Here is a 26,100-nt window from a genome sequence, read left to right as displayed (position 1 = left end):
CCAGTGAGAGGGGACGCGGCCGGCCCGCCTCCCCGGGGAAGGCGCGCGAGCTCGTCGTCAGACCAGGTCGACCAGGTCGGCGATGGAGTCCACGACCCGGGAGGGGCGGAAGGGGTGGCGGTCGATCTCCTCGGGCCTGGTCAGCCCGGTGAGCACCAGGAAGGTCTCCATCCCGGCCTCCAGACCGGCCAGCACATCGGTGTCCATCCGGTCCCCGATCATCGCGGAGGTCTCGGAGTGGGCGCCGATGACGTTCAGCCCGTGCCGCATCATCAGCGGGTTGGGCTTGCCGACGAAGTACGGTTCGACGCCGGTCGCCTTGGTGATCAGCGCGGCCACGGACCCGGTGGCGGGCAGCGGCCCCTGGGGCGAGGGGCCCGTTTCGTCGGGGTTGGTGGCGATGAACCGGGCGCCGTCATTGATCAGACGGATGGCTTTGGTCAGCGCCTCGAAGGAATAGGTCCGGGTCTCGCCGAGGACGACGTAGTCGGGGGCGTGGTCGGTCAGGACGTAGCCGATGTCGTGCAGGGCGGTGGTCAGGCCCGCCTCCCCGATGACATGTGCGGTGCCGCCGGGCCGCTGCTCGTCCAGGAACTTCGCGGTGGCGAGCGCTGAGGTCCAGATCGACTCCCAGGGCACGTCCAGCCCGATCCGGCTCAGCCGGGCGTGCAGATCGCGCGGGGTGTAGATGGAGTTGTTGGTCAGGACGAGAAAGGGCTTGCCCGATTCCCGCAGCCGCTTGATGAAGGCGGACGCACCCGGGATGGGAACGCCCTCGTGCATCAGGACGCCGTCCATATCGGTGAGCCATGACTCGATCGGCTTGCGCTCTGCCACTGTCCGACTCCTGCCGTCCGTGTAACCCGATACGTCTGGCTCAACACGCGGGGATCGATGCATGAGGATCGATGCATGGAGATCGATACGTGTGGACCGACGTGCCCACCCTAAGTCAGGTGGCCGCCGCCGTGCCCTCGCAGGTCACGGGCAACGGGGATCGGCCCGTGCGCAGCGTGATCCCGTCGAGCGGCCGTCCGGGCGCTGCGCGTCGGCGCCGGGCAGCGCATCGATACGGGCACCGGCCTGGCACGCCGCGTCCGAGGGGGCCGGGGGGCGGAGTGAACAGCCAACTCCCCTGCTCGGCGGGGAGTTGGCGGGTCAGCCGAGGGTGGCGGGGTGATCAGCTGCCGGTGGCCGTTTTCCAGGCGTTGACGTACGTGTCCAGGTTCTTGTCGACATCGTTCCAGTCGGGCCGGAAGATCTCGACGCCGTTCATGATCTTCACGAGGGCGGTGGCGTTGGCGTCGGTGGCCTTGATGTCCTTGCGGGCCGTGAAGCCGCCGCCGACCGAGGAGACCTCCTTCTGGACGTCCTCGGAGAGCAGATAGTCCAGGAACTTCTTGGCGTTGGCGGTGTGCGGGGCGTTCTTGACCAGGCCGGCGGCGTACGGGAGGGCGAAGGTGGAGGGCTTGCCGCCGGGCTTCCCGGCGGGGAAGAAGATGCCCTGGTGGGGCATGGACTTCATGTTGGCGTAGTTCATCTGGACGTCGCCGTTGGCGATGAGGAGTTCGCCCTTGTCGGTCTTGGGGGCGAGCTGGCCGGTCGAGGAGGACGGGCCGACGTTGTTGGCCTGGATCTTGCCCAGGAGCTTCATGGCGGGGCCCTGGCCGCCGAGGTCGTGCATGGCCTTGATGAGGACGGCGGTGCCGTCACCGGCGACGCCGGGGGTGGAGTACTGGAGCTTGTCCCTGAACCGGCCGTCCGCCAGATCGGCCCAGGTCGCGGGCGCCTTCTTCAGCTCCTTCGTGTTGTAGACGAAGCAGAAGTAGTTGTTGACGACGGAGGTCCACTTGCCGTTCGGGTCCTTGTCGGCGGTCGCGACCTGGTCCGAGCCCTTGGGGCGGTAGGTGGCCAGGAGGCCCTTGCCGTCGGCCTGCTGGATGAACGGGGGCAGGGTGACGACGACGTCAGCCTTGGTGTTGGCGCGTTCGCGGGCCAGGCGCTGGACGGCGGCGCCGGAGCCGGACTCGACGTAGTTGACCTTGATACCGGTCTTCTTCCGGAAGTCCTTGAAGACCTTGTCGTAGAAGCCGTCGCCCTTTTCGCTCTTGAGGCCGTCGGCGCTGTAGACGGTGATCTCCTTGGCGCCGGGGTCGGCGGAGGAGGCGCCGCAGGCGCTGAGGGAGGCGGCGAGGGTGAGGGCGCCGAGGCCGGCGGCGAGCGGCTTGCGGAGGGGGCGGGACATGTCGATGCAACTCCTCAGACGTTCATGGTGTTCAAAAGGGTGGAGGGAACGGAAACGGCCGGGGCCTGATCAGCCGGAGAGGGCTCCCGGCGGGACTTACGGGCGGGGCCTAGCGGTAGGTGGCTCTGGTGCGAATGCGGGAGACGGCGAGCAGGACGAGGAGGGTGGTGGCCATGAGGACGACGGCCAGCGCGGCGCCCGCGAAGAGGGAGCCGCGGTCGGTGGCGGCGAAGATCTGGACGGGAAGGGGCATCCAGTCGGGGGGATAGAGCATCATCGTGGCGCTGAGTTCGCCCATCGAGAGGGCGAAGCACAGGCCGATGGCCGCGGTCAGGGACGGCAGCAGCAGGGGGAGTTTGACCCGCCACAGGACATAGGCGGGGCGGGCGCCGAGGCCGGCGGCGCTCTGTTCGTACGCCGGGTCGAGGCGGGCGAGGGCGGCCGTCACGGACTGGTAGGCGAACGCGGTGACCAGGACCGTATGGGCGGTGATCACGATCTGCGGTGTGCCGTTGAGGAGGAAGGGGGGACGGGAGAAGGCGACGAGGAGGGAGAGGCCGACCACGACCGAGGGGACGGCGACGGGGAGCAGGAACAGGGCGTCGAGGACGCGCCGGGTGCGGGGGCCGAGTTTCTCGGCCGCCAGGGCGGCCCAGGTTCCGGCGGTGAGGGCGGCGGTGCTGGCCGCGAGGGCGGTCAGGACACTGGTGACCAGGGCGTCCAGGGAGTCGCCCCGCACGATGTCCTGATAGTGCGTCAGGGTTGCGCCGGAGGGCAGGGCGCCGCTCCAGTTGGTGGCGAAGGACGCGGCCACGATGACGAGGAGGGGGAGGGCAAAGACGGGGACGAAGAGGAGGAAGAACACACTGTGGACGGCCCGGCGGGCGGCCTTGCTATGCACCAGCACGACGCGGGTCACCTCCTGAACCGGCGGCCGTACGGGGGCCCTTGCGCCTGCCACGCCGTGCGCCCGCCGCGCGGGAGGCCACGGTCCGGTAGAGGGCGTAGAGGGCCACGGACAGGGCGATATTGATGACGGCGACGACGCAGGCGCCTGTGTAGTCACCGTCGAGGATGGCCTTGGTGTAGACGAGCATCGGCAGGGTGACGACGTCCTTGGCGCCGGTGAACAGGACGATCCCGAACTCGTTGAGGCACAGGACCAGGACCAGGGCGCCGCCGGCGGCCAGGGAGGGCAGCGCCTCGGGCAGGATCACCGTCCGGACGATCCGCCAGGGCCGGGCGCCCAGGGATGCGGCAGCCTCCAGCTGTCCCGTCTCCACCTGGGAGAAGGCGGCCAGCAGGGGTCGCATCACGAACGGGGTGAAGTAGGTGACCTCGGCGAGCAGGACGCCCCACGGGGTGTGCAGAAAGTTCAGCGGGCCGGTGGCCGCTCCCGTGGCGTCCGTCCACAGGCCGTTGGCCACGCCGACGGTGCCGTAGAGAAACAGCAGCGCAAGGGTGATCAGGAAGGAGGGGAAGGCGAGGAAGAGATCGATGAAACGGCTGAGGGCCTTGCCGCCGGGGAACGGCACAAAGGCGATCACCAGGGCGAGCGCCAGGCCGAGGAGCAGGGCGCCGAGGGTCGCGCCGAGGGCTATCAGGACGGTGTTGCCGAGGGCTTCGCGGAACGAGGTCTCGGCGAGGACGGTGGCGTAGGGGGTGAGGGAGTGGCCGCCGTCGTCGGGGGTGAGGGACTGCCATGCCACCAGGGCGAGGGGGTAAAGGAAGACGAGGGCCAGGGCGGCGACAGGCGGGAGGGCCCAGAGAACGGCCCGGGGCGCTCCGGGGGCCCGGCCCCCGACCGACTCCCGGACCGCGGGCGTCCTAACGGCGACCATCTCGGCCCCCGTCCCTGGAGCCACCGGCGGCCACCACGTCGCGGCCCGCCTTGTCGGCGCCCGTTCCGTCCGCGCCGCCTGCGTCCGCGCCGATCCCCGCCGGGATCAGGACGCCGTCCTCCGGGGCGAAGTGCAGTGTGACCTCGTCGCCGAGGGCTGGGGTGTGGCGTAGTTCGCGCAGATCGGCAAGGACGCGGTGGCCGTCGACATCCGCCTGGAGGCGGTGGGTTGCGCCGCGCCACTGCACCTCGGTGATCGTGCCGCGGAGGGTGTTGCCGTCCTTGGCCGGGCTTTCGCCGAGGCCGACGAGATGGGGGCGTATGCACAAGGTGGCGGTGGCGCCCTCGGCCACCCCGTCCACCGGGACGGTCAGGGTGCGGCCGGCGAACCGTACGCCGTCGCCGGACACCGTGACCGGCAGCAGATTCGCGGTGCCGACGAAGGAGGCGGTGAATGCGGTGCGCGGGCGGCGGTAGAGCTGCTGCGGGGTTCCGCAGTCGCGCAGCCGGGCCTGGTCCATCACGGCGATCCGGTCGGCCAGCGTCAGCGCCTCCACCTGGTCGTGGGTGACGTAGAGGATGGTGACGTGGGGCAACTCGCGGTGGAGCCTGGCGAGTTCGGTGAGCATGCCGGAGCGGAGCCGGGCGTCGAGGGCGGAGAGCGGTTCGTCGAGGAGCAGTACGCCGGGGCGGATGGCCAGCGCGCGGGCAATGGCGACGCGCTGCTGCTGGCCGCCGGACAGCTCCCGGGGGTGCCGGTGGGCGTAGGCGGCCATCCCGGTCATCTCCAGGGCCTCGGCGACCCGTCCGGGAATCTCGGCGCGCGGTACCTTCTGCGCCCTGAGTCCGAACGCGACGTTCTCGGCGACCTTCATGTGCGGGAAGAGCGCGTACTGCTGGACGACCATGCCGATGCCGCGCTTGTACGGCGGCAGCCCGGTGACGTCCCGGCCGCCGAGCATCACCCGCCCGGAGACCGGCCGGACGAATCCGGCGACGGTCCGCAGTGCGGTGGTCTTGCCGGAGCCGGAGGGGCCGAGCAGCGCCATCACCTCGCCCGGCTCCACGGTCAGGGAGAAGGAGTCCAGGGCGATGTGCTCACCGCGCCGCCCGTAGGCGACGGAAACCTCCTCGAAGCGGATCCCGGCCTCCGGGGCGGCGGGCATCTCAGATCACCCCTACGAGGGCGGGGAGTTCGGCGACGGAGGCGAGGACGTGGGTGGCGCCGGCCGCGGCCAGCCGCTCGGCACCGTGTGCGCCGGTGAGCACCCCCGCCACGATCCCGGCGCCCGCGCGGCGCCCGGTGAGCATGTCGTACGAGGTGTCCCCGGCCACCGCGATCTGCCGTACGTCGTCGGCGGCGCCGGTGCGCAGCAGGGCGGCCAGCACCATGTCGGGGTAGGGCCGGCCGCGGCCGCCCGCGTCGGCCGGGCAGAGCGTCAGCGTGACGAGGTCGCGCCAGCCGAGGGCGTCGAGGAGGGCGTCCTGGGTGACCCGGGCGAAGCCGGTGGTGAGCACGACGGTGCGGCCGGCCGACTGGAGCGCCTCGATCGCCTCGCGGGCGCCGGGGACCGGGGCGATCCTGCCGGCATCGACCAGTTCGCCGTACGCCTCCTCGAAGGCCGCGTTGGCGCGGTGAGCCGTCTCCTCGTCGCCGAAGAGGTGGCGGAAGACGGAGATCTTGGATTCGCCCATGGTGGCGCGGACATGGGCCAGCTTCTCGGCGTGGTCGGCGCTGCCGGGCTCGACGCCGAGGCGCCGGGCGGCGGTTCCGAAGGCCAGCTCGACCAGGCCGTCGTCGGCGACGGTGGTGCCGGCCATGTCCAGGACGACCAGCTGGATGTCGTGCGCGGGGGTGTGGGGGGTGTCAGGACCCTGGGGGTTGTCGAGGCCGTGGGGGCCACCAGTACTGCCGGGGCTACCGGGGCTACCGGAGCTATCGGGGACGTCAGGGCTCTTTGGGCTGTCGGAGGTCAACGGGCTCACCATCCCAGTTCGTTCGCGGTGGTTTCGGCGATGGCCGGGGAGCAGGTCATACCGCGCCCGCCGGGGCCGGTGACCAGCCAGACTCCGTCGCGGACCTGCTGGCGGTGGACCACCCGTGCGGTGTCGGTGCACTGGGCATAGACCCCGGCCCAGCGGTGGCGAATACGGGGCAGCGGGCGCCCCAGGATCGACTCGACGACGCCGGTCAGATGCTCGTACGGCTCCTCGACGGTGTCGAAGGCGAACGGCGTGGCGTACTCGTGGGTGTCGCCGATGGTCAGCCCGCCGTCGGCGCGCTGCACCATCAGCAGCTGCATCTTGTGTGCGGCCGCGGTGGGCGCCTGCTCCTGGCCCGCGTTGAGCGCATCGAGGGCATCGCTGCGGTAGGCCGGGTAGTAGCGGAAACTGTCCGCGTCGGCGACGGAGGTGGTCAACGGTTCGCCGAGCGGGTCGGTCTGCATCATCTGGAGACGTACGCGGCGCACCGGCAGGTCCGGGATCAGCTCGCGGACCAGACCGCCGAGCCAGGCCCCGGTGCACAGGACGACCACATCGCCGTGGTGGGTGTCCCCGTGGTCGTCGCGTACGGCGCGTTCGCCGACGACCTCGCGGACCTCCCTGCCACCGAGGTAGGTGTACCTGCTGGACTTCAACAACCGCTCCTTCAGGGCGCGTTGGGCGATACGCGGTTCCACGGCGGCATCCCGCTCGCACCACAGGGCACCGGCGAACTCCCCGCGCAGGGCCGGGTTGAGCTCCCGGGCCTCCTGGGCGTCCAGCAGCCGGTAGCCGCGGGCGGCGGCGTCGGGGCGGCAGGTGGCGGCCTCGGCGACGGCCTTTTCGGCCGCGTTCTTGACGATGGTCAGCGAGCCGATGGCACGGAAGCCGAGCTCGGGGACCCGGGCGCCGATGCCCTCCCACAGATCGCGGGCGCGCAGCGCGGTCTCCAGCTCCTCGCCGCCGGCCCGGCCGCTGACCCAGATCTGCCCGAAGTTCCGCACCGAGGCGCCGCGGGCCTCGGCCTCCCGCTCGAGGTGCAGGACCTCATGACCCCGCTCGATGGCATGCCAGGCGTGCATGGTCCCCAGCACCCCGGCTCCGACAACTATGACTCGCATGCCCCAGACGGTCGTGGCGGCGGGTGGCCCGGAGCGGTCGGGTCGGCGACGCGATGGTGAACAGGGGCTCAAGGTTGGCCTAGACCCGTTATGTTTTCGTTATTCGAAGGGGTGGTGGGGTGCTCCGTGGGGTGGTGGTCGGGTTGAGGGGTTACGTCGTCGTTTGCGTTCCTGTCGTACGACTCAGTCCGGTGTCCCCGGGTGCGGCGTCCCGGGAGTCCGGCGTTCCCGGATCCGGCGACGTTCCCGGATTCGGCGCCCCCAGGTGTGCCGTGAACGAGAACCGGTCGCCGCGGAAGAGAGAACGCACCCGTTCCAGGGGGCGGCCCTGCGTATCCCGGGACAGCCGGTGGATGAGCAGCATGGGCAGCGCGCCGGGGGTGCCGATCAGGAGCGCCTCGCGCGGGGTGGCGAGGACGGTCTCCAACCGCTCGTCGGCGTCGCCGAAGCCGATGCCGAGCCGGTCGTGGAGGTAGGCGTAGAAGGACGAGTCCGGGGCGAAGTCGGTGTCCAGATCGGGGACTCGGGCGGCCGCGACATAGGTGCTCTCCAGGCCGACCCGTTCGTCGTCGGCGAGCAGCACCCGCTCCATGTGCCAGACGGCGTCGCCGACCTGGAGCCCGAGATCGGCGGCGAGCGGCGCCGGGCAGGCGAAGCGGTCGAGGCCGATGAGGTGGCGGCCGGGGGTGCGGCCCTGGCGGCGGACGCCCTCGGTGTAACTGGCGAGCGAGAGGGGCTGCTCCATCTTGGGGCCCGCGACGACCGTGCCGCGCCCCAGGCGGCGCAGCCGTCCCTCCAGTACCAGCTCGCGCAGGGCCTGGCGCAGCGTCTCCCGGGACACCTCGAAGCGCTGCGCCAGATCGCGTTCCGCGGGCAGCGGTTCGCCCTCCCCCAACTCCTGGAGCAGCGCGGCGATTTCGACCTTGGCCGCGTAGTACTTGGGGATGCGCCCGTGCTCGGGGATGCCGGACCGGATGGGTGCGCCAGGTTCCTGGCCGTACTCGTATTCCACCTCGTGATCCTCGCACTGCGTGTGGACGAGGGGCGCGCTGTCGGGGGTTCAGCGGCGCATGCGGCGGGCGACGGCGCACAGGAGTCCGCCGGCGGCGAGCAGGCCGGTGGCCACGGCGGTGAGCGCCCCTGGGGGTGCCCGGCGGCCGGTGGCAGCGAGTTCCGGCGGGGTGGTGGGGGTGGTGGGGGTGGTGGGTGCGACGGGGGTGATGCGGTCTTCGGGTGGGGTGGGGCTGTCAGGTTTGGTGGTGCCCTCGGGTGTGGTGGGGCTGCCAGGTTTAGTGGTGCCCTCGGGTGTGGTGGGGCCCGGCTGGACGGTGAACCGGTAGGGGCTGGACTGGCCGACCCACTCGCCGTCGTTGCCGCGTCGCTGGACGGTGGTGATCCCGGCGGTGATGCGGTCGGGGCCGGTGTCCGGGGCGAACCGTAGCCGGACGGGGGCGGTGATCGTGCCGTTGGCGGGTACGACGAGTCCGCCGCCGGAGCCGTCCGGGGACCCCTTGCGCTCCTCACCCTCCTCGCCTCCCTTGCCCTGCTCGCTCGCCGTGCCGTGCTTGCTCTCCCTGCCCGGCTTGCCCTCCTTGGCGAACACCCCGATCTGTTCGTCGCGGTCGGTCGCCTCGAAGGGGACCGGGCGCCAGTCGCCGCCGTCCGGGTCCCGGTACTCCAGGTGGATCCGCTCGGGGCGCAGGGTGTGGCGGGCGGCGGTGAGGACGACGACCGGGTGGACGTCTGCGCAGGCAGCGTCGGTGGTGTTGTGGAGTTCCACCCGCCAGGTTCGCCAGCCACCGCCCGCCTGGTAGGCGGCCGGGCCGCCGTACAGCCGGGAGACGAGGGGGAAGTGCGGGCTGTCCGGGCGGCCGCAGAAGACGGTGGGGACGGGGCCGTGCGCCGCGGCCGGGGCGGCTGCACCGGCCGTCACACCGAAGGTGCCGACGGCGAGGAGTCCGGAGGCGGCCACGGCGGAAGCCGCTCGGCGGGCGAGGGCGCGGTGTACGGGGTGGGCGCGGCCCACGCGGTGGTGGTGGCCCACGCGGTGGTGGTGGCCCACGCGGTGGTGGTGGCCCACGCGGTGGTGGTGGCGTGCGCAGGGCGGATGCATGGCGGTCGTCCTCCGCTGCTCAGGGTCGCGGGCCGGCCCCGGATCGCGGCCGGGTCACCCCGACGAGCCTGCCCGGGGGCGGCCCGGGCCGCCCGCGGGGAGACGGCGGATGCGCCCGACCGGCCGACGGATCCCGCCTTATCCGCTGACGTTCCGCGGAGCGCGGTTGTGTTCCGGGTATCGCCGCCGTCGTCGGCCGGGTCCTTGCCGCCCGGTGCCGTCGGGTCCCACCCCGGTCCCGCCCGGTCCGGTCCGGTCCCACCCCGGTTCCTCCCAGTCCGGTCCCACCCCGGTTCCGCCCCGGTTCCGCCCGCTGCGGTCCGACCCGCTCCGGACGGAGGCCCAGCGAGCGGACGGAGGCAGACCCGGCTCGCGGGCAAAGGCAGACCCGCGGACGGGCGGAGGCACGCCCGCTGTGCGGGCTTCCGGTCGTCCGCCGACGTACGCCCCGCTACCCGACGGCCTCGCGGCTCGCCGCAAGGGCCGGATGGCGGGGCCCGAACAGCGGTGCCAGCACCAGCTGTGCCGCGCCGTCCGCGACCGTCCGCGCGCCCCCCGGGGCGAGCGTCACCGGGACCGCGGACCCGCCCCGTATCCGGGCATGGTCGGCGAGCACCTGGGTGACACCGTCCGTGAACCCCTCCGGGTGGTCCAGTACGGTGCGGCCGCCGAGCAGCACCCGGTCGATGTCCAGCAGCTCCACTAGGTTGGCCGCGCCCACCCCCAGCAACCGCGCCGCCGCCGCCAGATCGCCGCGCGCCACCGCTGCCAGGCACAGCGCCTCGATGCAGCCCCGCTTGCCGCAGCCGCATTCGGGGCCGTCCAACTGCACCACTTGGTGGCCGAATTCACCGGCTCCGGTGCGCCGCCCCCGGTAGAGTCCGCCGCCCAGCACGAGCCCTGCGCCCAGGCCCGTACCCAGGTGCAGATACGCGAACGACCCGCCGCCCGACCCGAGGCTGCGGCCGTCGTCCGCTACGCGCCCTTCTTCCGTCCCCGTGCCTTTTTCGGCCCCGGCTTCCTCCGGTATGCCCCGTTCCCGTATGCCCCGTTCCCGTATGCCCTGTGCCAGGCCGAGGGCCGCCGCGTTGGTGTCCTTGTCGAGGACGACGGGCAGGCCGAGGCGGTCGGCGAGTGCGTCCCGTAGGGGGAAGCCGTCCCACTGGGGCGCGCCGGTGACCCGGTGCAGTACCCCGGCGGTGTGGTCCAGGGGGCCGGGGCAGGCGATCCCCACCCCCAGGACGGGCGGCCCGCCGGCCCCGTCACGTAGCGCGGCGACCTCCCGTTCGACGGTGGTCAGCACCCGTTCGGCGCCGTCCTCGAAGGCCAGAGGGGCGCGGCGCACCGCGACCGGGTCGCCGGCCAGGTCGGCGAGGACGGCGGTGAGCTCATCGCGCTCCAGATGGAGACCTATGGCATGCCGGGCGCCGGGGACCAGCCGCAGGACGGTGGGGGGCTTGCCGCCGGTCGAGGCGCGACGGCCCGCCTCGCCGGCGAGCCCGTCGGCCCGCAGCCGTGCGGTGATCTTGCTGACGGCCTGGGGGGTCAGGCCCGTGGCCGCGGCCAGCTCCAGCCGGCTCACGCCCCGCTCCCCCGCCGCCCGCAGCAGCCCCAGCACCAGCGCGGCGTTGTGCCCGCGCAGCGCGGGGAGGTTGGCGCCGGGGCTGCCGGACGTGTCGCCGGGCCCTCCACCGGTCACCCCGGACTCGCCGGCCGTCCCGTGCGTCCCGGCGGCCGCGTCGTTCCTCGTCACCCTGCTCCTCGCCCCACTCGTCACCCCTCCATTGTCCCCAGCGCTTGCACTTTCGCAACAGCGTTGTTTAAGTGGATCCATGAGTGGAGTCCTCAGTCACCCCCCGCTCCGTGTCGGCCTCATCGGCTACGGCCTGGCCGGCTCGGTCTTTCACGCGCCGCTGATCGCCGCCACCGACGGGCTGGACCTCGACACCGTCTCGACCAGCAGTCCCGAGCGCCAGGCGCAGGCCCGCGCCGAGCATCCCCGGGTCCGTACGGTCGACACCTCCGAGGCCCTCCTCGACCGCGCCGACGACCTCGATCTGATCGTCCTGGCGAGCCCGAACAAAACGCATGTCCCGCTGGCCACCGCCGCCCTGAAGGCCGGGCTCCCGGTGGTCGTCGACAAACCGCTGGCCGCGACCGCCGCCGAGGCCGAGGAGCTCGCCGCGCTGGCCGCCGACCGCGGTCTGCTGCTGTCCGTCTTCCAGAACCGCCGCTGGGACAACGACTTCCGTACGGTCCGCAAGCTCATCGAAGAGGGCACCCTCGGCGAGATCCAGCGCTTCGAGTCCCGGTTCGAGCGCTGGCGGCCGCAGCCCAAGGGCGGCTGGCGCGAGTCCGGTGACCCGCTGGAGATCGGCGGACTGCTCTACGACCTCGGCAGCCATCTCGTCGACCAGGCGCTGACGCTCTTCGGCCCGGTCGTCTCCGTATACGCCGAGGCCGATATCCGCCGGCCGGGCGCGGAGGCCGACGACGACACCTTCATCGCCCTCACCCATGCGAACGGCGTCCGTTCCCACCTGTGGATGAGCGCCACCACCGCCATGCTGGGCCCGCGCTTCCGGGTGCTCGGCAGCCGGGCGGGCTACGTCAAGCACGGCCTGGACCCGCAGGAGGCGGCGCTGCGTGAGGGCCTCCGGCCGGGCACCGAAGGTGCGGCGTGGGGCGTGGAGCCGGAGTCCCGCTGGGGCCGGCTGGGCGCCGGGGCGTCCCCGCAGAGCGGCGGCGCCGAGCCCGTACCGACGCTGCCCGGTGACTATCCCGCCTATTACGCCGCGATCGTCCGGGCCCTGCGCGAGGGCGGCGACCCGCCGGTCACGGCCCTCGAAGCGGCGGAGACGCTGCGGGTGTTGGAGGCCGCGGTCCGCTGCGCTTCGCCTGGGCCCCACGTTGTCGGCTGACCCGTCGTTGCGGGTTTCTCCCCACGTTGTCGGCTGACCCGCCGTCGCGGGCTTCTCCCCACGTTGTCGGCCTTCCCGCCCGTCCGCTGCGCTTTGCCTGAGCCGACGGTTTCGGCTTTCCCGCCGTGAGGGTTCCTCGCCGTTGCGCCTGCGGCCCGTTCGCTGCGCTTTGCCTGAGCCGACGTTCGGGCTTTCCCGCCGTGACGCCTGCGGCGGGCGTTGCCGCTGGCGCGGGGCTGTTCGGCTGCGGCACCGGACCTACACGGCTCCGCCGCTACGGACCGGCACCTCCCCGTTGGGGGTGGAAAAAGACGGTGGGGGCGGACCACCGGCCTTCTTCCCCCCCCACTCACGGGAGGGGCCGCGCCGCAGGACGAAGTCCGGAGGCGTGGCACCGCACCCGTACAACCCACGCCCGCCGCAGGCGCAACGGCGAGAACCACCCACGGCGGGACGGCCGACAACGTGGGGCCCAGGCAAAGCGCAGCGACAACGTGGGGAGAAACCTACTAGGCGGACGCCAACCGTTGCCGCTGGCGCCCCAGGCCGTCGATTTCCAGTTCCACGACGTCGTCGGCCCGCAGATACGGCTTGGGTTCGGGCTGTCCCATGGCTACGCCCGCCGGGGTTCCGGTGTTGATGACGTCGCCGGGGTACAGGGTCATGAACTGGCTGACGTAGCGGACGACTTCGGCCACCGGGAAGATCTGCTCGGCGGTGGTGCCGTCCTGTTTGAGCTCGCCGTTGACCCACAGCCGGATGCCGAGGGACTGCGGATCGGGCACCTCGTCGGCGGTCACCAGCCAGGGGCCCAGCGGGTTGAACGTCTCGCAGTTCTTGCCCTTGTCCCACTGGCCGCCGCGCTCTATCTGGAACGCGCGCTCGGAGACGTCGTGCGCCACCGCGTATCCGGCGACCACCGCCCTCGCCTGCTCATCGCTCTCCAGATAGCGGGCGGTACGGCCGATGACGACTGCCAGCTCCACCTCCCAGTCGGTCTTCTCGCTGCCCCGGGGGATGAGCACCGTGTCGTCCGGGCCGACGACGGTGTCCGGGGCCTTCATGAAGATGATCGGCTCCTCGGGGGTCGCGGCCCCCGTCTCGCGGGCGTGATCGTGGTAGTTCAGCCCGATGCACACGACCTTGCCGATACCGGCCACCGGGGCGCCGATGCGCAACCCGGAGGCGTCGAGTGCGGGCAGCTCGCCGGACGCGGCGGCGGCGCGGATCCGCGCCAGCGCCTCGTCGTCCGCGAGCAGGGCCCCATTGATGTCCGTGACCAGGTCCGACAGGTCCCGCAGGACCCCGGACTCGTCTAGCAGCGCCGGGCGTTCCGCCCCCACCGTTCCGACTCGCAGCAGCTTCATCGGTACAACTCCCGTGGTCGAAGGGTCGGCCCGAAAGGGGTCTTCCGGGCCGGCCGATGGGGGACGGCCATCGAGCGATTTGGCCGATCCTCCAAGAAGGCTGTCCAGTCCGCAAGACCCCGTTCAGGGAGTGGACCTTTACTGGGCGGTAGCAACGGGGACGGTGGGAATGGTGGGGTGCACGGTGGCGCGAACAGTGGCGGGGCGGCGGCCCGGCTAGTCGGCGGCCCTGGCGGGCCTCGCCGCCCTCCCGGCCCCGGCGCCCGCGCCCGCCTGCTCCGTACCGCCGCCGTGCGACCTCCGGCTGTTGACCCGGGCCCGGGCGGCTCGCTGGCGTGCCGCGCGGGTCTTGGGGGCGGTGCGCCGCCCGACGGACGCGGGCTCCGGCGCCGTCGGGGTGGGCGACGCCGCCGGGGAGAGCCGGGCAGCCGGGGAAGCCTGGACCGCCTCCCGGGACGACCGGCCCGCCGCCGAGGAGGACCCGGCCGCCCCGGGGGCGGACCCGGCCGCAACCCCGGACCCCGACGTCCCCCCGGCCTCGGCCCCGCCACACCGCGTACGGTCCCGCCGCAGCCACGCCCGCTCGCACGCCGTCCAGGTGGTCGACGTGACCGTGTACAGCCCGGCGGCCAGCGGCACCACGGCCACCGTGATCAGCATGCCGAACGACAGCAGCGGCAGCAGCTTCGTCATCCCGCCCAGCTCGGGCAGCCCCGGCGCCGTCGCGCCGTTCGCCGCCGGCTTCGGTGCGGCGGCCGCGGCGGCCCGCGCCCGGCGGAAGTTCCAGGTGGCGACCGCGCCGATCAGGGCGAACAGCCCGAGGTAGACCAGCCCCTGCGCCCCGAACACCCCACCGTCCGCGAGCGCCTGGCTCCAGTGCCCGCCGAGCGGCGCGCCCAGCAGCGTATGTCCGAGCAGCGCATCGCCCCCGGTGGAGAAGAGGTGGTACATCAGGAAGAAAAAGGGCACCTGGAGCAGCGAGGGCAGACAGCCGGCCAGCGGGGAGGCGCCGTTCTTCGCATACAGGTCGGACGTCGCCTTCTGGAGCCGCTCCGGCTTGCCCTTGTGCTTGCGCTGGAGCTCGGCGAGCTGCGGGGCGAGCGCGGCGCGCGCCTGCTCGCCACGGGCCGCGGCGCGGGCGAGCGGATGCAGCGCGGTGCGTACGGCGAGGGTGAACAGGACGATGGCGGCGGCCGTGGCCGCGGTACCGAACAGCGGTGCCAGGGCATCGGCGATACGCGCCAGCCCCTCGCCGAGAATGCCGAAAACGGACATGGGTGAGCCCTCCACGGGTCTCGTCGTGCCGGGAAAAGAGGGGAATTCGGCGTGACGAGCGGCGTGGACGCGGCGGGAAGGTGGCCTGCCCGGGAGCGTCTACGCGGCCGTCGGGAGGGGACGGCCCGGTGCTCGGGGACGCGGCCGGCCGGCCGCGTCGGGGTCGCGCTGGGGCAGAAATGCCGTACGGCGCTCACGGTCGCGGATGGCCGTACGGATGCGGCCCGGTGGTACGGGCGCGGCGCACGCGGCGAGAAGGAACGCGCTGCACAGGAGCAGCACCGCGGCGGTGGCCGCGGCGGCGGTCAGCGCGGACGTCAACCCCGTCTGGGCCAGCAGCAGTCCGGCGAGGAGGAGGAAGAGCGCAGAGGTGTACAGCCGCCACGCATCGACGATCCGGTACATCCGCTCCCCCTTTCGCGCATCGACCTTGTCGACTTCCGCTCAAGAGTAGCCGTACCTCTGGGCAGCCGGATGAGGGGTGGGTAACTTGCCCTCCCTGCCGCCGGGACGGGCGGCGGATCGGCCATGCATCGGGCCGCAGATCGGCGATGCATCGGGCGGCGGACCAAGCGGTGCATCGGGCGGCAGATCGGGGCGGAGCGGGGACTTTTCCACAGGCCAGGGGTGGTTACGGGGCACGGGGCACGGGACCTGTGAGCTTCGGCAACCCCGCCCCTCTCCGTCGGCAGCCGCGCTCCTCACACCCCCAACTCCCTCTCCCCTCTCCCCTCTCCCCTCACCCCCCAACCCCCCACAACTCAAGGACCACCCAGGAGGTGCTGTGCGCGACATCAGCGTTCCGGCCCTGGCGGCGCCGTTGCGGAGCGGCGGTCTTGCCGACTCCGTGTTCGACACCGCCGCCTTCCAGCCGGACTTCGCCCAGCTCGCCCGCCGCGACACCGAGAACCAGGGGACCTGGCAGCCGGTGACCGCGGCGGAATTCCGCGATGAGGTCATGGCCGTGGCCAGAGGACTGCTGACGGACGGGATCCGGCCCGGCACCCGGGTCGCGCTGATGTCCCGGACCCGCTACGAGTGGACGCTGTTCGCCTACGCCCTGTGGACGATCGGCGCCCACCTCGTACCGGTCTATCCGAGCGCCTCCGTCGAGCAGCTGCGCTGCATCCTCTCCGGCGCACAGGTCACCGCGGTCGTCGTCGAGAACGAGGCGCAGGCCATGACCGTCGCCGCGGCCTGCGACGAGGCGACCGCGCTGCGCCGGCTGTGGCAGCTGGACCGGGACTGCGTACGGCGGCTGGCCGAGGAGGGCACCCGCCTGACCGACGCCGATGTGCACCGGCTGCGCCGCGCGGTCACTCCCGGCTCCACCGCCGCGATCGTGCACACCTCGGGGACCACCGGCGTCCCCCGCGGCTGTGTGATCACCCACGCCGGCCTCGCCGCGGAATGCGACACCCTCTACGCGGGCTGGGGCAACCTCCTCGCCGCCCCCGGGGAGCGCCCGTCGCTGCTGGCCTTCCTGCCCTTCGCCCATGTCTACGGACTGATGGTCCAGGTGGCCTGTCTGCGCGGCGGCGTCCTGCTGGGCCATCAGCCGGATCCGTCCACGGACGCGCTGCTGGCGGCCCTGGCCTCCTTCCGTCCTACGGTCCTGTTCGCGGTCCCGTACCTCTACGAGAAGATCTGCGACCGCGCCCGCCGGGCCGCCGAACAGGCCGGGCGGCGGCGGACGTTCGATGCGGCGATGACGGTCGCGGTGCGCTACGCGGAGGCGCTGGCGGCGCAGGCGCAGGGCACCGGGAGCGGCCCCGACCCGTTCCTGCGCACCCGGCACGCGCTCTACGAACGGCCGGTGTACGCCCGCCTCCGCGCGCTGCTCGGGGGAAAGGTGTGCCTCGCGGTCTCCGGCAGCTCCGCCCTGCGCCGGGAGCTGGGCCTGCTCTACGCGGGCGCCGGACTGACGATTTACGACGGATACGGCCTGACGGAGACCACCGGGGCGATCACCGTGCAGCCGCCGGGGCGGGTGCGTTTCGGGACGGTGGGGATGCCGCTCCCGGGGAACGCGGTGCATCTGGCGCTGGACGGCGAGGTGTGGGTGCGCGGTCCGGCGGTCTTCGCCGGCTATCTGGACGAGGACGGTTCCCCGGGCACCGGCCTGTACGACGGCTGGCTGCCCACCGGCGACCTCGGCCGGCTGGACGACGACGGCTATCTGGTCATCACCGGCCGCAAGAAGGACATCATCATCACCAGCGGCGGCAACAGCGTCGCGCCGCAGGGCCTGGAGGAACGCCTGCGCGCCCATCCGCTGATCTCCCAATGCGTGGTGGTCGGCGACGACCGCCCGTACGTCACGGCGCTGATCACCCTCGATCCGGAGGCGCTGGCGCACTGGCGGTGGCTGCGCGAGGGACGGGAGCGGCGGGAAAGGCGAGCGGGTGGAGAGCGGCGAGAGCGAGCGGGTGGAGAGCAGCGAGAGATAGGAGGCGGACGAGAGGGGCGTGACGGGCGGGAAGAGCGGGAGGGGCGCGCAGAGCGGGAGTGGTGTGCAGGGTGGGAGTGGCATACGGGGCGGGAGAAACGTGAGACGCCTGAGGTCGGCGCCGCGGCCCCCGGTGGCCGCCACACGGCTGCGGAAGAGGAGGAGATACGGGCCGAGGTCGCGCGGGCGGTGGCCCGCGCGAACAGCGCGGTCTCCCGCGGCGAGTCGATCCGCGCCTTCCGCATTCTGCCGGGCGAGTTCAGCCAGGAGTCCGGGCTGATGACGCCGTCGCTCAAGCTGCGCCGGGCGGCGATCGTACGGGCGTATGCGGCCGAGATCGACGCCCTGTACGCACGGGGCGAGCGCGAGCCGCAGCCGTCCCGCGCGGAACGATTGGGGTCTCCCCTGCTCGAACGTGGTTGAGAGCTCGGGGAAGGGCGGCGGCCGCGGGTCGGTACGCCGTCTGAAGGCCGGGTCCCCTCACGGCCGTTTCCCATGACGACCGTCCCCCATGACGGCCGTTCCGGGCCGCGCCTGCCGGCCCGCCGGTGCGCCGGTGCGGTCACACCGCGGCAGCGCCAAACCGTAGCAGGGCCGCTCCGCCCCCGGCCGTAATTTGTCCAGGGGTGAGGACCTCGGTCCACGGGTCCGGCACGGCGCCTAGCGTCCGGTGGCATTCCGGTGGGCCCCATCCGGGGGCCCACCACGGAGGTGAACCGGGAGGGTCATGTGCGGTCCTTCGTCCGCAACTCCGCGGTGTCGGTGCCCGGATTCCCCGGGACGGGATCCGGACGTCTCGCGCTCTCAGGACGGACCATCGCCACCGGCCTGGTGGTCTGTGCCCTCATCGCCACCCTCGCGGCGCTGCTGCTGCCGGTGCAGCTCTTCGGCGAAAGCGCGGCGGCGGCGACCACCACCCTCACGTACGACGACGACGGCGGCGGCACGGTCTCCACCCGTTACGGACCGCTGACCGCGATGGACCGGGACTTCCTCCGCAAGGTCAAGCTGGCCGGGCTGTGGGAGATGCCGGCCGGCAGGCAGGCGCAGGACCGCGGCAAGACCCCCGCGGTGCGCACGGCGGGGCGGCATCTCGTCGCCGGACACACCGAGTTGAACCGTCTCGTCGACCAGGCGGGGCAGATGCTGGGCATTCCCCTGCCCAACCAGCCCTCGCCCGAGCAGCAGAGCTGGCTCGCGCAGATCAGTAACGCCCAGGAGGACGACTTCGCCCCGCTGTTCGCGGAGCTGCTGCGCCGCTCGCACGGCAAGGTCTTCGGCCTGATCGCCCTGGTCCGCGACCAGACCCGCAACACCGTGGTGCGCGCCCTGGCGAACCGCGCCAATGCCACGGTCCTGGACCACATCACGGTTCTGGAGAAGACCGGCGACGTCAACTTCTCGACGCTGCACACCTATTGAGCCGACGGGGCGCGATGGGCCGCCGGGCCCGCCCACTGTGAACCGCCGGGGGCGACAGGGACCACGGGCCGTCTGACCAACGGCTTGCACCGGCCCATCCCCCGACACGCCCAAGGCCAACCCCACGACCACCCCTCACAAAGCGAGTGATCCCATGAGGCGAAACCACCCCACACCCCCACGATCACGTCGGCAAACGCACCAACCCGCAGCCCGCCAGCAAACGCACAAACGCTCCCGCCTGACGACCAGAATGCTCGTCGCCGCGGGCGCCCTCCTGCTGGCCGGCGGCGGTCTGGCCGCGGTCGCCACCACCGCACTGGCCGGTAACTCCGACCCGAACACGGAAGCCGGCCATCAGCACACCGCGCTCGCCACCACCATCTCCTGCCCCGACGTGGGCGACCGGCTGCGCCAGGTCCCGCGCAGCGCCCGCCTCCAGGTCTCCAAGGGGCTGGCCGCCCTCGACCGCCAGGTGGCCACCGCGTACGAGCAGATGTCCGGCGGCCAGGGCGGTGACGTCCTCGGCCGCCTGAAGCAGCAGCGCAGCAAGACCATCGGGACCATGGCCGGCGCCATCGCCCGGGACGCCAAGCGGCCGACGTATCTGATGGCGATGAGCGGCTGCACCACCAAGCCCACGGGCGACAAGCTCAGCGCGGACGGCCAGTCCGGCACCCAGTACGGCACCAGGTCCACGAACGACGGCTGGGGCCAGAACCCGTCGCAGGTCCCGCCCCAGGGAGGCGACCCGAGCCAGCAAGGACAAGGCCAAATCCCGGGCCAGAGCCAGGATCCGAACCAAGGGCAGAGCCAGGGCCAGCAGGGCGGCCCCTCCCCCGACGACTTCGCCGACATCAACACCGTCCAGCCGAACGCCGGCGACCCGCCGTTCGCCGCCCCCCAGGGCAGCGGCGCCTCGACCGGCACCTTCACCAGCGAATGCGGCCGCAATGAGGACGGCCACTTCAACTCCGACAACGTCATCGTCACGCCCGGCGTCAGCAACGGCGCCCACCACACCCACGACTACGTCGGCAACAAGACCACCGACGCCTTCTCCAACGACCAGAGCCTGGCCGCCTCCGACACCACCTGCACCAACGGCGATCTGTCCACGTACTACTGGCCGGTGCTGCGCAAACTGGACGGCACCTCGGAACACAAGCCCGGCGCCGGCCACGACGGCAACAACGGCTCGGTCCTGACCCCGGCCTCGGTGACCCTCCAGTACCGCGGGAGCCAGGCCGGTGCCGTACGGGCGATGCCGCGCGGCCTGCGCATCATCACCGGCGACGCCAAGGCCTTCACCAACGGCACGGCCAACGCCAACGCGTCCTGGAGCTGCACCGGTTTCGAGAACCGCCAGCTCAAGGACAAATACCCGCTCTGCCCGCAGGGTTCGCAGGTGGTCCGCACCTTCGCCTTCCAGAACTGCTGGGACGGCCAGAACACCGACAGCGCCAACCACCGCACCCACGTGGCCTTCTCCGACCGCAACGGCCAGTGCCCCCAAGGCTTCACGGCCATCCCCCAGCTGGTGGAACGCCTCACCTACGACGTACCGCAGGGGGACAGCTTCGCCGTCGACAGCTTCCCCGAACAGCTCCACAAACCGGTCACCGACCACGGCGACTTCATCGACGTCATGCCGGACGACCTGATGAACAAGGCGGTGGACTGCATCAACCGGGGGCAGAAGTGCACATGAGCTAGCGCCGGCACGCTCACACCGGGCACGCACCCCAGGGACCGACCCGGCCGGGACTCACCCGGCCGGGATCACCCCGCGTCGGGCGGCCACCGCATCGAAGAGCTCCCAGCCGTCCCTCTGCTCCGCCGAAGGGCCGTCCGGCCGCCACCCTCGGGCCACGGCCTCATCGAGCAGGGCTCTGACGGTCCCCGGCTCATGCAGATTCAGCCACGCACCCTGTGCCGTGCCCACCGCTCCCGAGTGAAGAAGGCCGTCGGGCACCAGCCGCCCGGCGCCTCCTCGAAAGACGACCCGCAGCCGCCCCCGCGCCCCGGCCCGTCGAATACCGAGAATCTCGCGGCAGCCCCGGTACCGGCCCGGCCCCTCGGCCTCGTGTTCATGCCCCAACGACCAGAAATAGGTCTCCCCGCCGGCCACGAGCCGGCGGGGCTTCCTGCTTCTGCGAACCATCGGTGAAGGGTAGCTCCGCACGTCCGCTCGGGGCCGCCCGGCTGTTGGATGCGCGGGGCGGTACCGCCCCATCACCTGGGCCGGGAGCCGGGCGCAGGAGTCACCGGTGGCCGGGGCCGGCCCGGCGCTGGGAGAGGGTCAGTCTGCGGCGTTCGCGGTCGATTTCGGTGAGGGTGACCGTGAGTTCGTCGCCGACCTGGACGGCATGCCCGGTAGCCGTCGCGGGCGTGGCTGTGAGCTCTGGTAGCGGGATCAGTCCCTCGATGCCGTCGGCGACCCGGACGAAGACGCCGAACGGGACCAGTTCGGTGACCGGTCCGCGCAGCGTCCGGCCCACCGGATTTGCGTCCGCGAACAGCTGGAAGGGGTCCGGCTGCCTCGCTCGCAGGGACAGTCCGGCCTCGCCGTTCCACGTGTCGAACCCGAGGAACTCGCAGGAGATGCGCTGGCCGACGTGCACGACGTCCGAGGGGGCCTCGATGCGGCGCCAGGACAGTTCGGGGATGGTGAGGAACCCGACGCCGGGGAAGACCGGGTGGTCGGGGCCGTCGTCCAGCGAGACGAACACGCCGAAGCGTTCGATCGCCGTGACCGTGCCGGAGAGGATCTCGCCGCGGGGGAGTGAGGAGAGGAACGCCCAGAGTTCCGGGTGGTCGGTGGCGGACATCATGGGGGCGATTGTCGCAGCCGGGGCCGGTCCGGTCCCGGCGGTCGGCGTTCTCAGGGCCGGCCCGGTGCTGATGACGGGTGAGGTTCAGAGTCCCAACCGTAGGTGCCGAGGCCCAACCGTAGGCTCAGAGGCCCAACCGTTCGGCCCTGGCGCGGGGTTCGCCCGCCCAGGGCCGCGCTGTGTCGGCCGTGTGGGCCGTGTCAGCCGTGTCAGCCGTGTGGGCCGTGTCAGCCGTGGAACCGATTACCTGGCGCCCCGTAGTGGCACCAGTCCCCCGTACGGGATCCGGGACGGCCCGGCAGCCGTTGGTGGATCGGCGAACCGGTGGATTGGTGCACCGGCAGGCCGGCGGACCGGCGGATTGGTGGTCCGGTGGTCCGGTGGATCGGTGGTCCAATGGATCAGTGGATCAGCGGATCGACGGTCCGGTGGATCGACGGTCCGGTCGATCGGTGGAACCGATTACCCGGAGCCCGTCAGAGGCCAAGACCTCAAAGGCATCAGGGCCGTCAGCCGCGTCAATGGCCTCATAGGCCATTCACCCGCGCCTCCCTCGCCATGCCGAGTGGTCGGATGGTGGAGGCCACTGTGCGGGCGCGGCGGCCGACTCGGGCCCGGTAGGAGCGGACGTGGGCCATCAGGCGGCGGCTGCGGAGGGCCATTTCGAGTTCGAAGCGGCTGCGGGGGTCGCGGAGGACCGGGCCGAAGAGCTTTTCGATCTGGCGCAGGCGGTAGCGGACCGTTTGCGGGTGGACATGGAGAAGTTTGGCGGCCTCGGGGGCGCCGCCGCCCTCCAGCCAGGCGAGCAAGGTGACTTCCAGGCGCTCGCTTTGACGGGGGGTCAGTTCGTCCAGTGGGCCGAGCCAACGGGCGGTCAGGGCGTCGGCGAGGGACTCGTCCTGGAGGAGCAGCAGTGCGGAGAGGTGGTCGTCGACGAAGGCGGCCCGTGCCTCCGGGCCGACCCGGCTGGGGGCCAGCGTCAGGAGGTAGCGGGCCCAGCGCAGCGAGGAGCCCGCGTCGGTGGCGCCGGTGATGTGCCCGACGGCCGCCGCCCGGCCCTTGAGGGCCGCCTCCAGCCGGGCCCTGGTCTGGGTGGCCGGGTCGGGGACGATGAGGCAGGTGTCGCCCTCGACGGTGCCGATGAGCGCATGCCCCAGTGCTGCGGCCAGTTGGGGCGCTTCGGCGGGGGTCGCGAGGACGACGGCCTGGACGGTGTCGGGGACCGGCCAGCCGGCCGCGCGGGCGAGGCCGTCCAGCCCCTCGTCCGGTACGTCGCGTTGCCCGGCGAGCACATCGAACAGGTCCTGACGGGCCCGCGCGACGGGCATCGGCGTGACCACGGACGATACGGCCGGACGTTTACTCTGCGACTCTTTTTGGTAACCGAGGACTGTCAGCAGGGCCTGTTCAAGTGCCCATTGTGCCTCTTCTACGGGGGTATTCCCGAGAAGTGACGCCAATGCAGGAAATCCGCGTTGCAGCTCGGCTACGACCTTCTCCGCGAAGTCCGGGATTTCTCTTCTCACCACTCGGCTCCACTCGCCTCGGGGCCGCGACCAGATGCGGTTCAGGAGATCACACATCGCTACCTCTATCCTGGCGGGGATGCGGCTTGGACTGGCGCTGAACTCCCCCGTACGCCTGAGTCGGCATCATCGGGAGTTTGCACGCGTGACCGCGACGCCGCTGCAGGAATTTGTCACAGCGCGCTAAACCTTACGAAATCCCAACGGCGTTCGTAGATGCTTTTGCACATCCGGATTACGGCCCTGCGTATCCGCCCGGTCACGGAATGTCTACTGTTACCGGCGGTCACCCAAAAGTGTTACCGGGGGTCACTGGCACAAATGCCCCGGATTTCATACCGGTAATACCTCCAATGCCGCGGACGGGAGATTCTCCCGGAAATTCGCATCCCGTACCCCTGCCCCGCAAACGGGAGGTCAGATGTCCATCCCCCGCCTGCACAACCCGCGCGGCGAAGCGGGCCGACCGCACCCGACAGGCCGTCATACGCACCGTGCGCGGCCGTCGTCGACCATCCCGCGCCCCCGGCGCACCGCCCGCAGGACCGGACCGCCGGCCAACGGCCCCTTGCTGGACAACGGTTCCTCGACGGCGGCCACAACGGCAGTCCTGCGACCGGCACTTCCCGCCGCGCTGCTGCTGTTCATCGCGGTCACCGTGCACTCCGGCGCAATGGACACCCTGGTGCACTTCCTGGACTACGGCGCCGGGGTGCTCGCCCTGGTCTCGCTGTCCGTCACGGTGCTGTGGGGGCTGGCCGCCACCGACCGGATGGTGCTGCACACCGGCCACCGGCTGCTCGCCCAGGCCGTGCACCGCGGCACCGCCGTCGCCGGACTGGGCTTCCTCGGCCTGCACATCTGGGTGAAGATCGCCGAGGGGCACACCGGCGCGCTGTCCGCCGCGGTGCCGTTCACCGACGGCACCCGGCCGTTCCTGGTCGGGCTGGGCTCGCTCGCCGCGTACACCTTCCTCGCGGTCGCGGTGACCGGCGCGGTGCGCGGCGCGTTCACCGGCATCGCGGGCTCCCGCTGGTGGCGGGCGCTGCACATGAGCGCCTACGCCGCCTGGGCGCTGGCCCTCGTCCACGGCCTCAAGTCGGGCCGTCCGGCTGCCGGTTGGGCGGTCGCCGGCTACGCCCTGTGTGTGGGCGCGGTGGCCGTACGGCTCGCCCTGCGGATGCGCGGCGGGCGGCGTGAGTCGTGAGCGGCAGGCCGTAGCCCGTACGCCGTGAGCCGTGGGCCGACGCGCGCACGCACGCCGTGAGCCCGCTCCCCGTCACCGCACCAGCAGCCACCGCAACACCACCGGTACCAGCACCACCACCGGCACAACCAGGAGAACCCCATGACCGCCCCCGCCCCCACTCGTCCGCTGCCCGTCGTGCCGGCGCCCGATCCCGTGCCCACGCTGGCGTCCCTGGGGCCGCCGCGACTGCTGGCCGGGCTCGATGAGGCGCCGCGGCTGGACCGGGTGGCACATCTGGCCCGGCACGGCGGGGCGCCCCGGCTCACCGCACAGGAGCTGGTGGCGCTGGCCGAGGACACCGATCTGCGCGGCCGCGGCGGCGCCGGCTTCCCCTTCGCCCGGAAGGTGAGCGCCGTCCTGGAAGGGATGCTGCGCTCCGACGGGAAGGCGGCCGTGGTCGTCAACGGCAGCGAGGGCGAGCCCAGTTGCCTCAAGGACACCGCGCTGCTGCTGCACGTCCCGCATCTGGTGCTGGACGGCGCGCTGCTGGCCGCCGACGCCCTGGGCGCGCAGGAGATTGCGGTCGGCGTGACCCGGCCGGATGTCGCGGACTCCGTGCAGCGCGCCATCGACGAACGCGGGCCGGTGGGGCCGGCCTTACGGGTCACCCTGCTGACCGAGCGGTTCGTCACCGGCGAGGGGTCGGCCATGACCAGCGGCCTGGGCGGCGGGCCCGGTCTGCCCTCCGGCCGGAAGATCCGCTCCAGCGAACGCGGGCTGAATGGTGTGCCGACCCTGCTGTCCAACACCGAGACCTACGCCCAGCTCGCCGTCGCTGCCCGCCTCGGTGCGCTCGGCTACCGCACCGTCGGCCTGCCCGCCGAGCCCGGCACCCTGATGCTCACGGTCGCCGGAAACCGGGTCGTCGAGGCCCCGTACGGGGTCCCGCTCTCCCGGGTACTGGCCCTGTGCGGGCTGGACCAGGGGCAGGGCGTGCTGATCGGCGGCTATCACGGCACGTTCATCTCGCCGGCCGACGCACAGACCGCGACCCTCTCGCGGGCGGCGCTGGCGGCCCACGGCGCGGTGCTCGGCGCGGGGGCGGTGCTGCCGCTGCCGTACGACACCTGCCCGGCGGGCGAGACGGTGCGGGTGGCGCACTGGATGGCCGCCGAGTCGGCGGGACAGTGCGGGCCGTGTGTGCTGGGCCTGCCGGCCCTCGCCGATCAGCTCGACCGCGCCGTACGCGGCGGCGGGGACGACGCCCTGGAAGCCGTGCGGGCCCGTATGCGGGCCGTGGAGAAGCGCGGCGCCTGTAGCCACCCGGACGGTACCGCGCGCTTCGTGGCCTCGGCTCTTGCCGCCTTCCCCGAGGAGTTCGAGCGCCATGCCCGCGGGTTCGGGTGCGGCCGCCCGGTGACCGGAGCGCTGCCGGTCACCGGGCACCGGCCGCCACCGGCCGCCCCGTCCGCCCCTCCCGACCCCAAGCCGCTGCCGCCGCAGGAACGCCTGCTGGTCGACTGGACGCTGTGCCGCGGCCACGGTCTGTGCGCCGATGTCGTACCGGGGATCATCAAGCTCGGCACGGACGGCTATCCGCAGCGCGCCAGCATGCCGCTGCCGGCCCGGATGCGGCGCCGGGCACAGCTGGCGGTACGGCGCTGCCCGGCGCTGGCGCTGCGCGTCCAGCAGGCCAACTGAGCGCGGCCGTACGCCCTTTGTCAGCGGGCGAGCAATTTTCGCCCGCCCTGAACACGGCGACCCCGGCCCGCGTACTTCCCCCCACGAAGGCAACCGAACCGAACCGATCCGCCA

21 protein-coding genes and 1 pseudogene are annotated in these 26,100 nt (G+C 72.3%); 6 read left to right on the top strand and 16 right to left on the bottom strand.

Features of this window, described 5'->3' with window-relative positions; translation table 11 throughout:
• Window positions 1-57: 57 nt before the first annotated feature.
• From SNA_RS05660 to SNA_RS05615, 10 genes are all read right to left on the bottom strand, one after another.
• On the bottom strand, window positions 58-837 hold the full coding sequence (locus tag SNA_RS05660; RefSeq protein WP_030071602.1) for an HAD-IIA family hydrolase: 780 nt from the start codon (window positions 835-837) through the stop codon (window positions 58-60).
• A gap of 343 nt (window positions 838-1,180) precedes the next feature.
• The gene (locus SNA_RS05655) at window positions 1,181-2,245 is read right to left on the bottom strand and encodes a 2-aminoethylphosphonate ABC transporter substrate-binding protein (protein ID WP_030071603.1); all 1,065 of its coding nucleotides are present in this window, start codon (window positions 2,243-2,245) and stop codon (window positions 1,181-1,183) included.
• Window positions 2,246-2,354: 109 nt separating this feature from the next.
• Window positions 2,355-3,152 (bottom strand): ABC transporter permease, encoded by a 798-nt coding sequence (locus tag SNA_RS05650; protein ID WP_044363781.1) that lies wholly within the window; start codon window positions 3,150-3,152, stop codon window positions 2,355-2,357.
• Complete coding sequence (locus SNA_RS05645; protein ID WP_044363587.1) at window positions 3,139-4,086, bottom strand: 2-aminoethylphosphonate ABC transporter permease subunit; 948 nt, start codon at window positions 4,084-4,086, stop codon at window positions 3,139-3,141. The genes SNA_RS05650 and SNA_RS05645 overlap by 14 nt, the downstream gene beginning before the upstream one ends.
• On the bottom strand, window positions 4,073-5,251 hold the full coding sequence (locus SNA_RS05640; protein WP_078969705.1) for an ABC transporter ATP-binding protein: 1,179 nt from the start codon (window positions 5,249-5,251) through the stop codon (window positions 4,073-4,075). The genes SNA_RS05645 and SNA_RS05640 overlap by 14 nt, the downstream gene beginning before the upstream one ends.
• 1 nt (window position 5,252) lies before the next feature.
• Window positions 5,253-6,062, bottom strand: coding sequence for a phosphonatase-like hydrolase (locus tag SNA_RS05635; RefSeq protein ID WP_420823458.1), 810 nt, complete (start codon window positions 6,060-6,062; stop codon window positions 5,253-5,255).
• Window positions 6,063-6,067: 5 nt separating this feature from the next.
• Window positions 6,068-7,189: a TIGR03364 family FAD-dependent oxidoreductase gene (locus SNA_RS05630; protein WP_044363581.1), complete on the bottom strand. Its 1,122-nt coding sequence runs from the start codon at window positions 7,187-7,189 to the stop codon at window positions 6,068-6,070.
• 151 nt (window positions 7,190-7,340) lie between these two features.
• The gene (locus SNA_RS05625; protein WP_078969703.1) at window positions 7,341-8,201 is read right to left on the bottom strand and encodes a GntR family transcriptional regulator; all 861 of its coding nucleotides are present in this window, start codon (window positions 8,199-8,201) and stop codon (window positions 7,341-7,343) included.
• Between the two features lie 48 nt (window positions 8,202-8,249).
• Window positions 8,250-9,302 carry a hypothetical protein gene (locus SNA_RS38180; protein ID WP_052808881.1) on the bottom strand — a complete coding sequence of 351 codons (1,053 nt, stop codon included), beginning with the start codon at window positions 9,300-9,302 and terminating at the stop codon, window positions 8,250-8,252.
• A gap of 451 nt (window positions 9,303-9,753) precedes the next feature.
• Window positions 9,754-11,136: an ROK family transcriptional regulator gene (locus SNA_RS05615; RefSeq protein ID WP_078969702.1), complete on the bottom strand. Its 1,383-nt coding sequence runs from the start codon at window positions 11,134-11,136 to the stop codon at window positions 9,754-9,756.
• Here SNA_RS05615 and SNA_RS05610 point away from each other — a divergent pair.
• Window positions 11,135-12,223 (top strand): Gfo/Idh/MocA family oxidoreductase, encoded by a 1,089-nt coding sequence (locus tag SNA_RS05610; RefSeq protein ID WP_044363578.1) that lies wholly within the window; start codon window positions 11,135-11,137, stop codon window positions 12,221-12,223. The genes SNA_RS05615 and SNA_RS05610 overlap by 2 nt on opposite strands.
• A 509-nt stretch (window positions 12,224-12,732) precedes the next feature.
• Here SNA_RS05610 and SNA_RS05605 read toward each other — a convergent pair.
• From SNA_RS05605 to SNA_RS05595, 3 genes and pseudogenes are all read right to left on the bottom strand, one after another.
• Window positions 12,733-13,590 carry a fumarylacetoacetate hydrolase family protein gene (locus SNA_RS05605; protein WP_030062806.1) on the bottom strand — a complete coding sequence of 286 codons (858 nt, stop codon included), beginning with the start codon at window positions 13,588-13,590 and terminating at the stop codon, window positions 12,733-12,735.
• Between the two features lie 525 nt (window positions 13,591-14,115).
• Window positions 14,116-14,865 (bottom strand): annotated as a pseudogene (locus SNA_RS05600) (YidC/Oxa1 family membrane protein insertase); the annotation flags it as partial.
• 99 nt (window positions 14,866-14,964) lie between these two features.
• Entirely contained in the window at window positions 14,965-15,270 is a 306-nt protein-coding gene (locus SNA_RS05595) for a DUF6412 domain-containing protein (RefSeq protein ID WP_030074038.1), read from the bottom strand.
• Between the two features lie 379 nt (window positions 15,271-15,649).
• Here SNA_RS05595 and SNA_RS05590 point away from each other — a divergent pair, with 379 nt between their 5' ends.
• The 3 genes from SNA_RS05590 to SNA_RS05575 all read left to right on the top strand — a co-directional run bounded on the left by SNA_RS05590 (window position 15,650) and on the right by SNA_RS05575 (window position 20,447).
• A complete protein-coding gene (locus SNA_RS05590) occupies window positions 15,650-17,737 on the top strand; it encodes an AMP-dependent synthetase/ligase (RefSeq protein WP_241779551.1) in 2,088 nt (695 codons plus the stop codon).
• Between the two features lie 306 nt (window positions 17,738-18,043).
• Window positions 18,044-18,736, top strand: coding sequence for a DUF4142 domain-containing protein (locus SNA_RS05580; protein WP_420823457.1), 693 nt, complete (start codon window positions 18,044-18,046; stop codon window positions 18,734-18,736).
• 253 nt (window positions 18,737-18,989) lie between these two features.
• Window positions 18,990-20,447, top strand: coding sequence for a DUF1996 domain-containing protein (locus SNA_RS05575; RefSeq protein WP_030062741.1), 1,458 nt, complete (start codon window positions 18,990-18,992; stop codon window positions 20,445-20,447).
• Window positions 20,448-20,504: 57 nt separating this feature from the next.
• On the opposite strand, the gene SNA_RS05570 is transcribed toward SNA_RS05575, so the two are convergent.
• The 3 genes from SNA_RS05570 to SNA_RS05560 all read right to left on the bottom strand — a co-directional run bounded on the left by SNA_RS05570 (window position 20,505) and on the right by SNA_RS05560 (window position 22,898).
• A complete protein-coding gene (locus SNA_RS05570; RefSeq protein ID WP_030062742.1) occupies window positions 20,505-20,900 on the bottom strand; it encodes a hypothetical protein in 396 nt (131 codons plus the stop codon).
• Between the two features lie 100 nt (window positions 20,901-21,000).
• Window positions 21,001-21,570, bottom strand: coding sequence for a S1 RNA-binding domain-containing protein (locus SNA_RS05565; RefSeq protein ID WP_030062743.1), 570 nt, complete (start codon window positions 21,568-21,570; stop codon window positions 21,001-21,003).
• 527 nt (window positions 21,571-22,097) lie between these two features.
• A complete protein-coding gene (locus tag SNA_RS05560; RefSeq protein ID WP_078969722.1) occupies window positions 22,098-22,898 on the bottom strand; it encodes a PucR family transcriptional regulator in 801 nt (266 codons plus the stop codon).
• 619 nt (window positions 22,899-23,517) lie between these two features.
• Here SNA_RS05560 and SNA_RS05555 point away from each other — a divergent pair.
• A complete protein-coding gene (locus SNA_RS05555; RefSeq protein WP_030062745.1) occupies window positions 23,518-24,303 on the top strand; it encodes a hypothetical protein in 786 nt (261 codons plus the stop codon).
• 141 nt (window positions 24,304-24,444) lie between these two features.
• A complete protein-coding gene (locus SNA_RS05550) occupies window positions 24,445-25,986 on the top strand; it encodes an NADH-quinone oxidoreductase subunit NuoF family protein (protein WP_044363572.1) in 1,542 nt (513 codons plus the stop codon).
• Window positions 25,987-26,100 lie beyond the last annotated feature (114 nt).

Origin of the sequence: Streptomyces natalensis ATCC 27448 (genome assembly GCF_000935125.1) — a bacterium.
Classification (GTDB): domain Bacteria; phylum Actinomycetota; class Actinomycetes; order Streptomycetales; family Streptomycetaceae; genus Streptomyces; species Streptomyces natalensis.
This window is presented reverse-complemented; position numbering and strand designations above follow the sequence as displayed.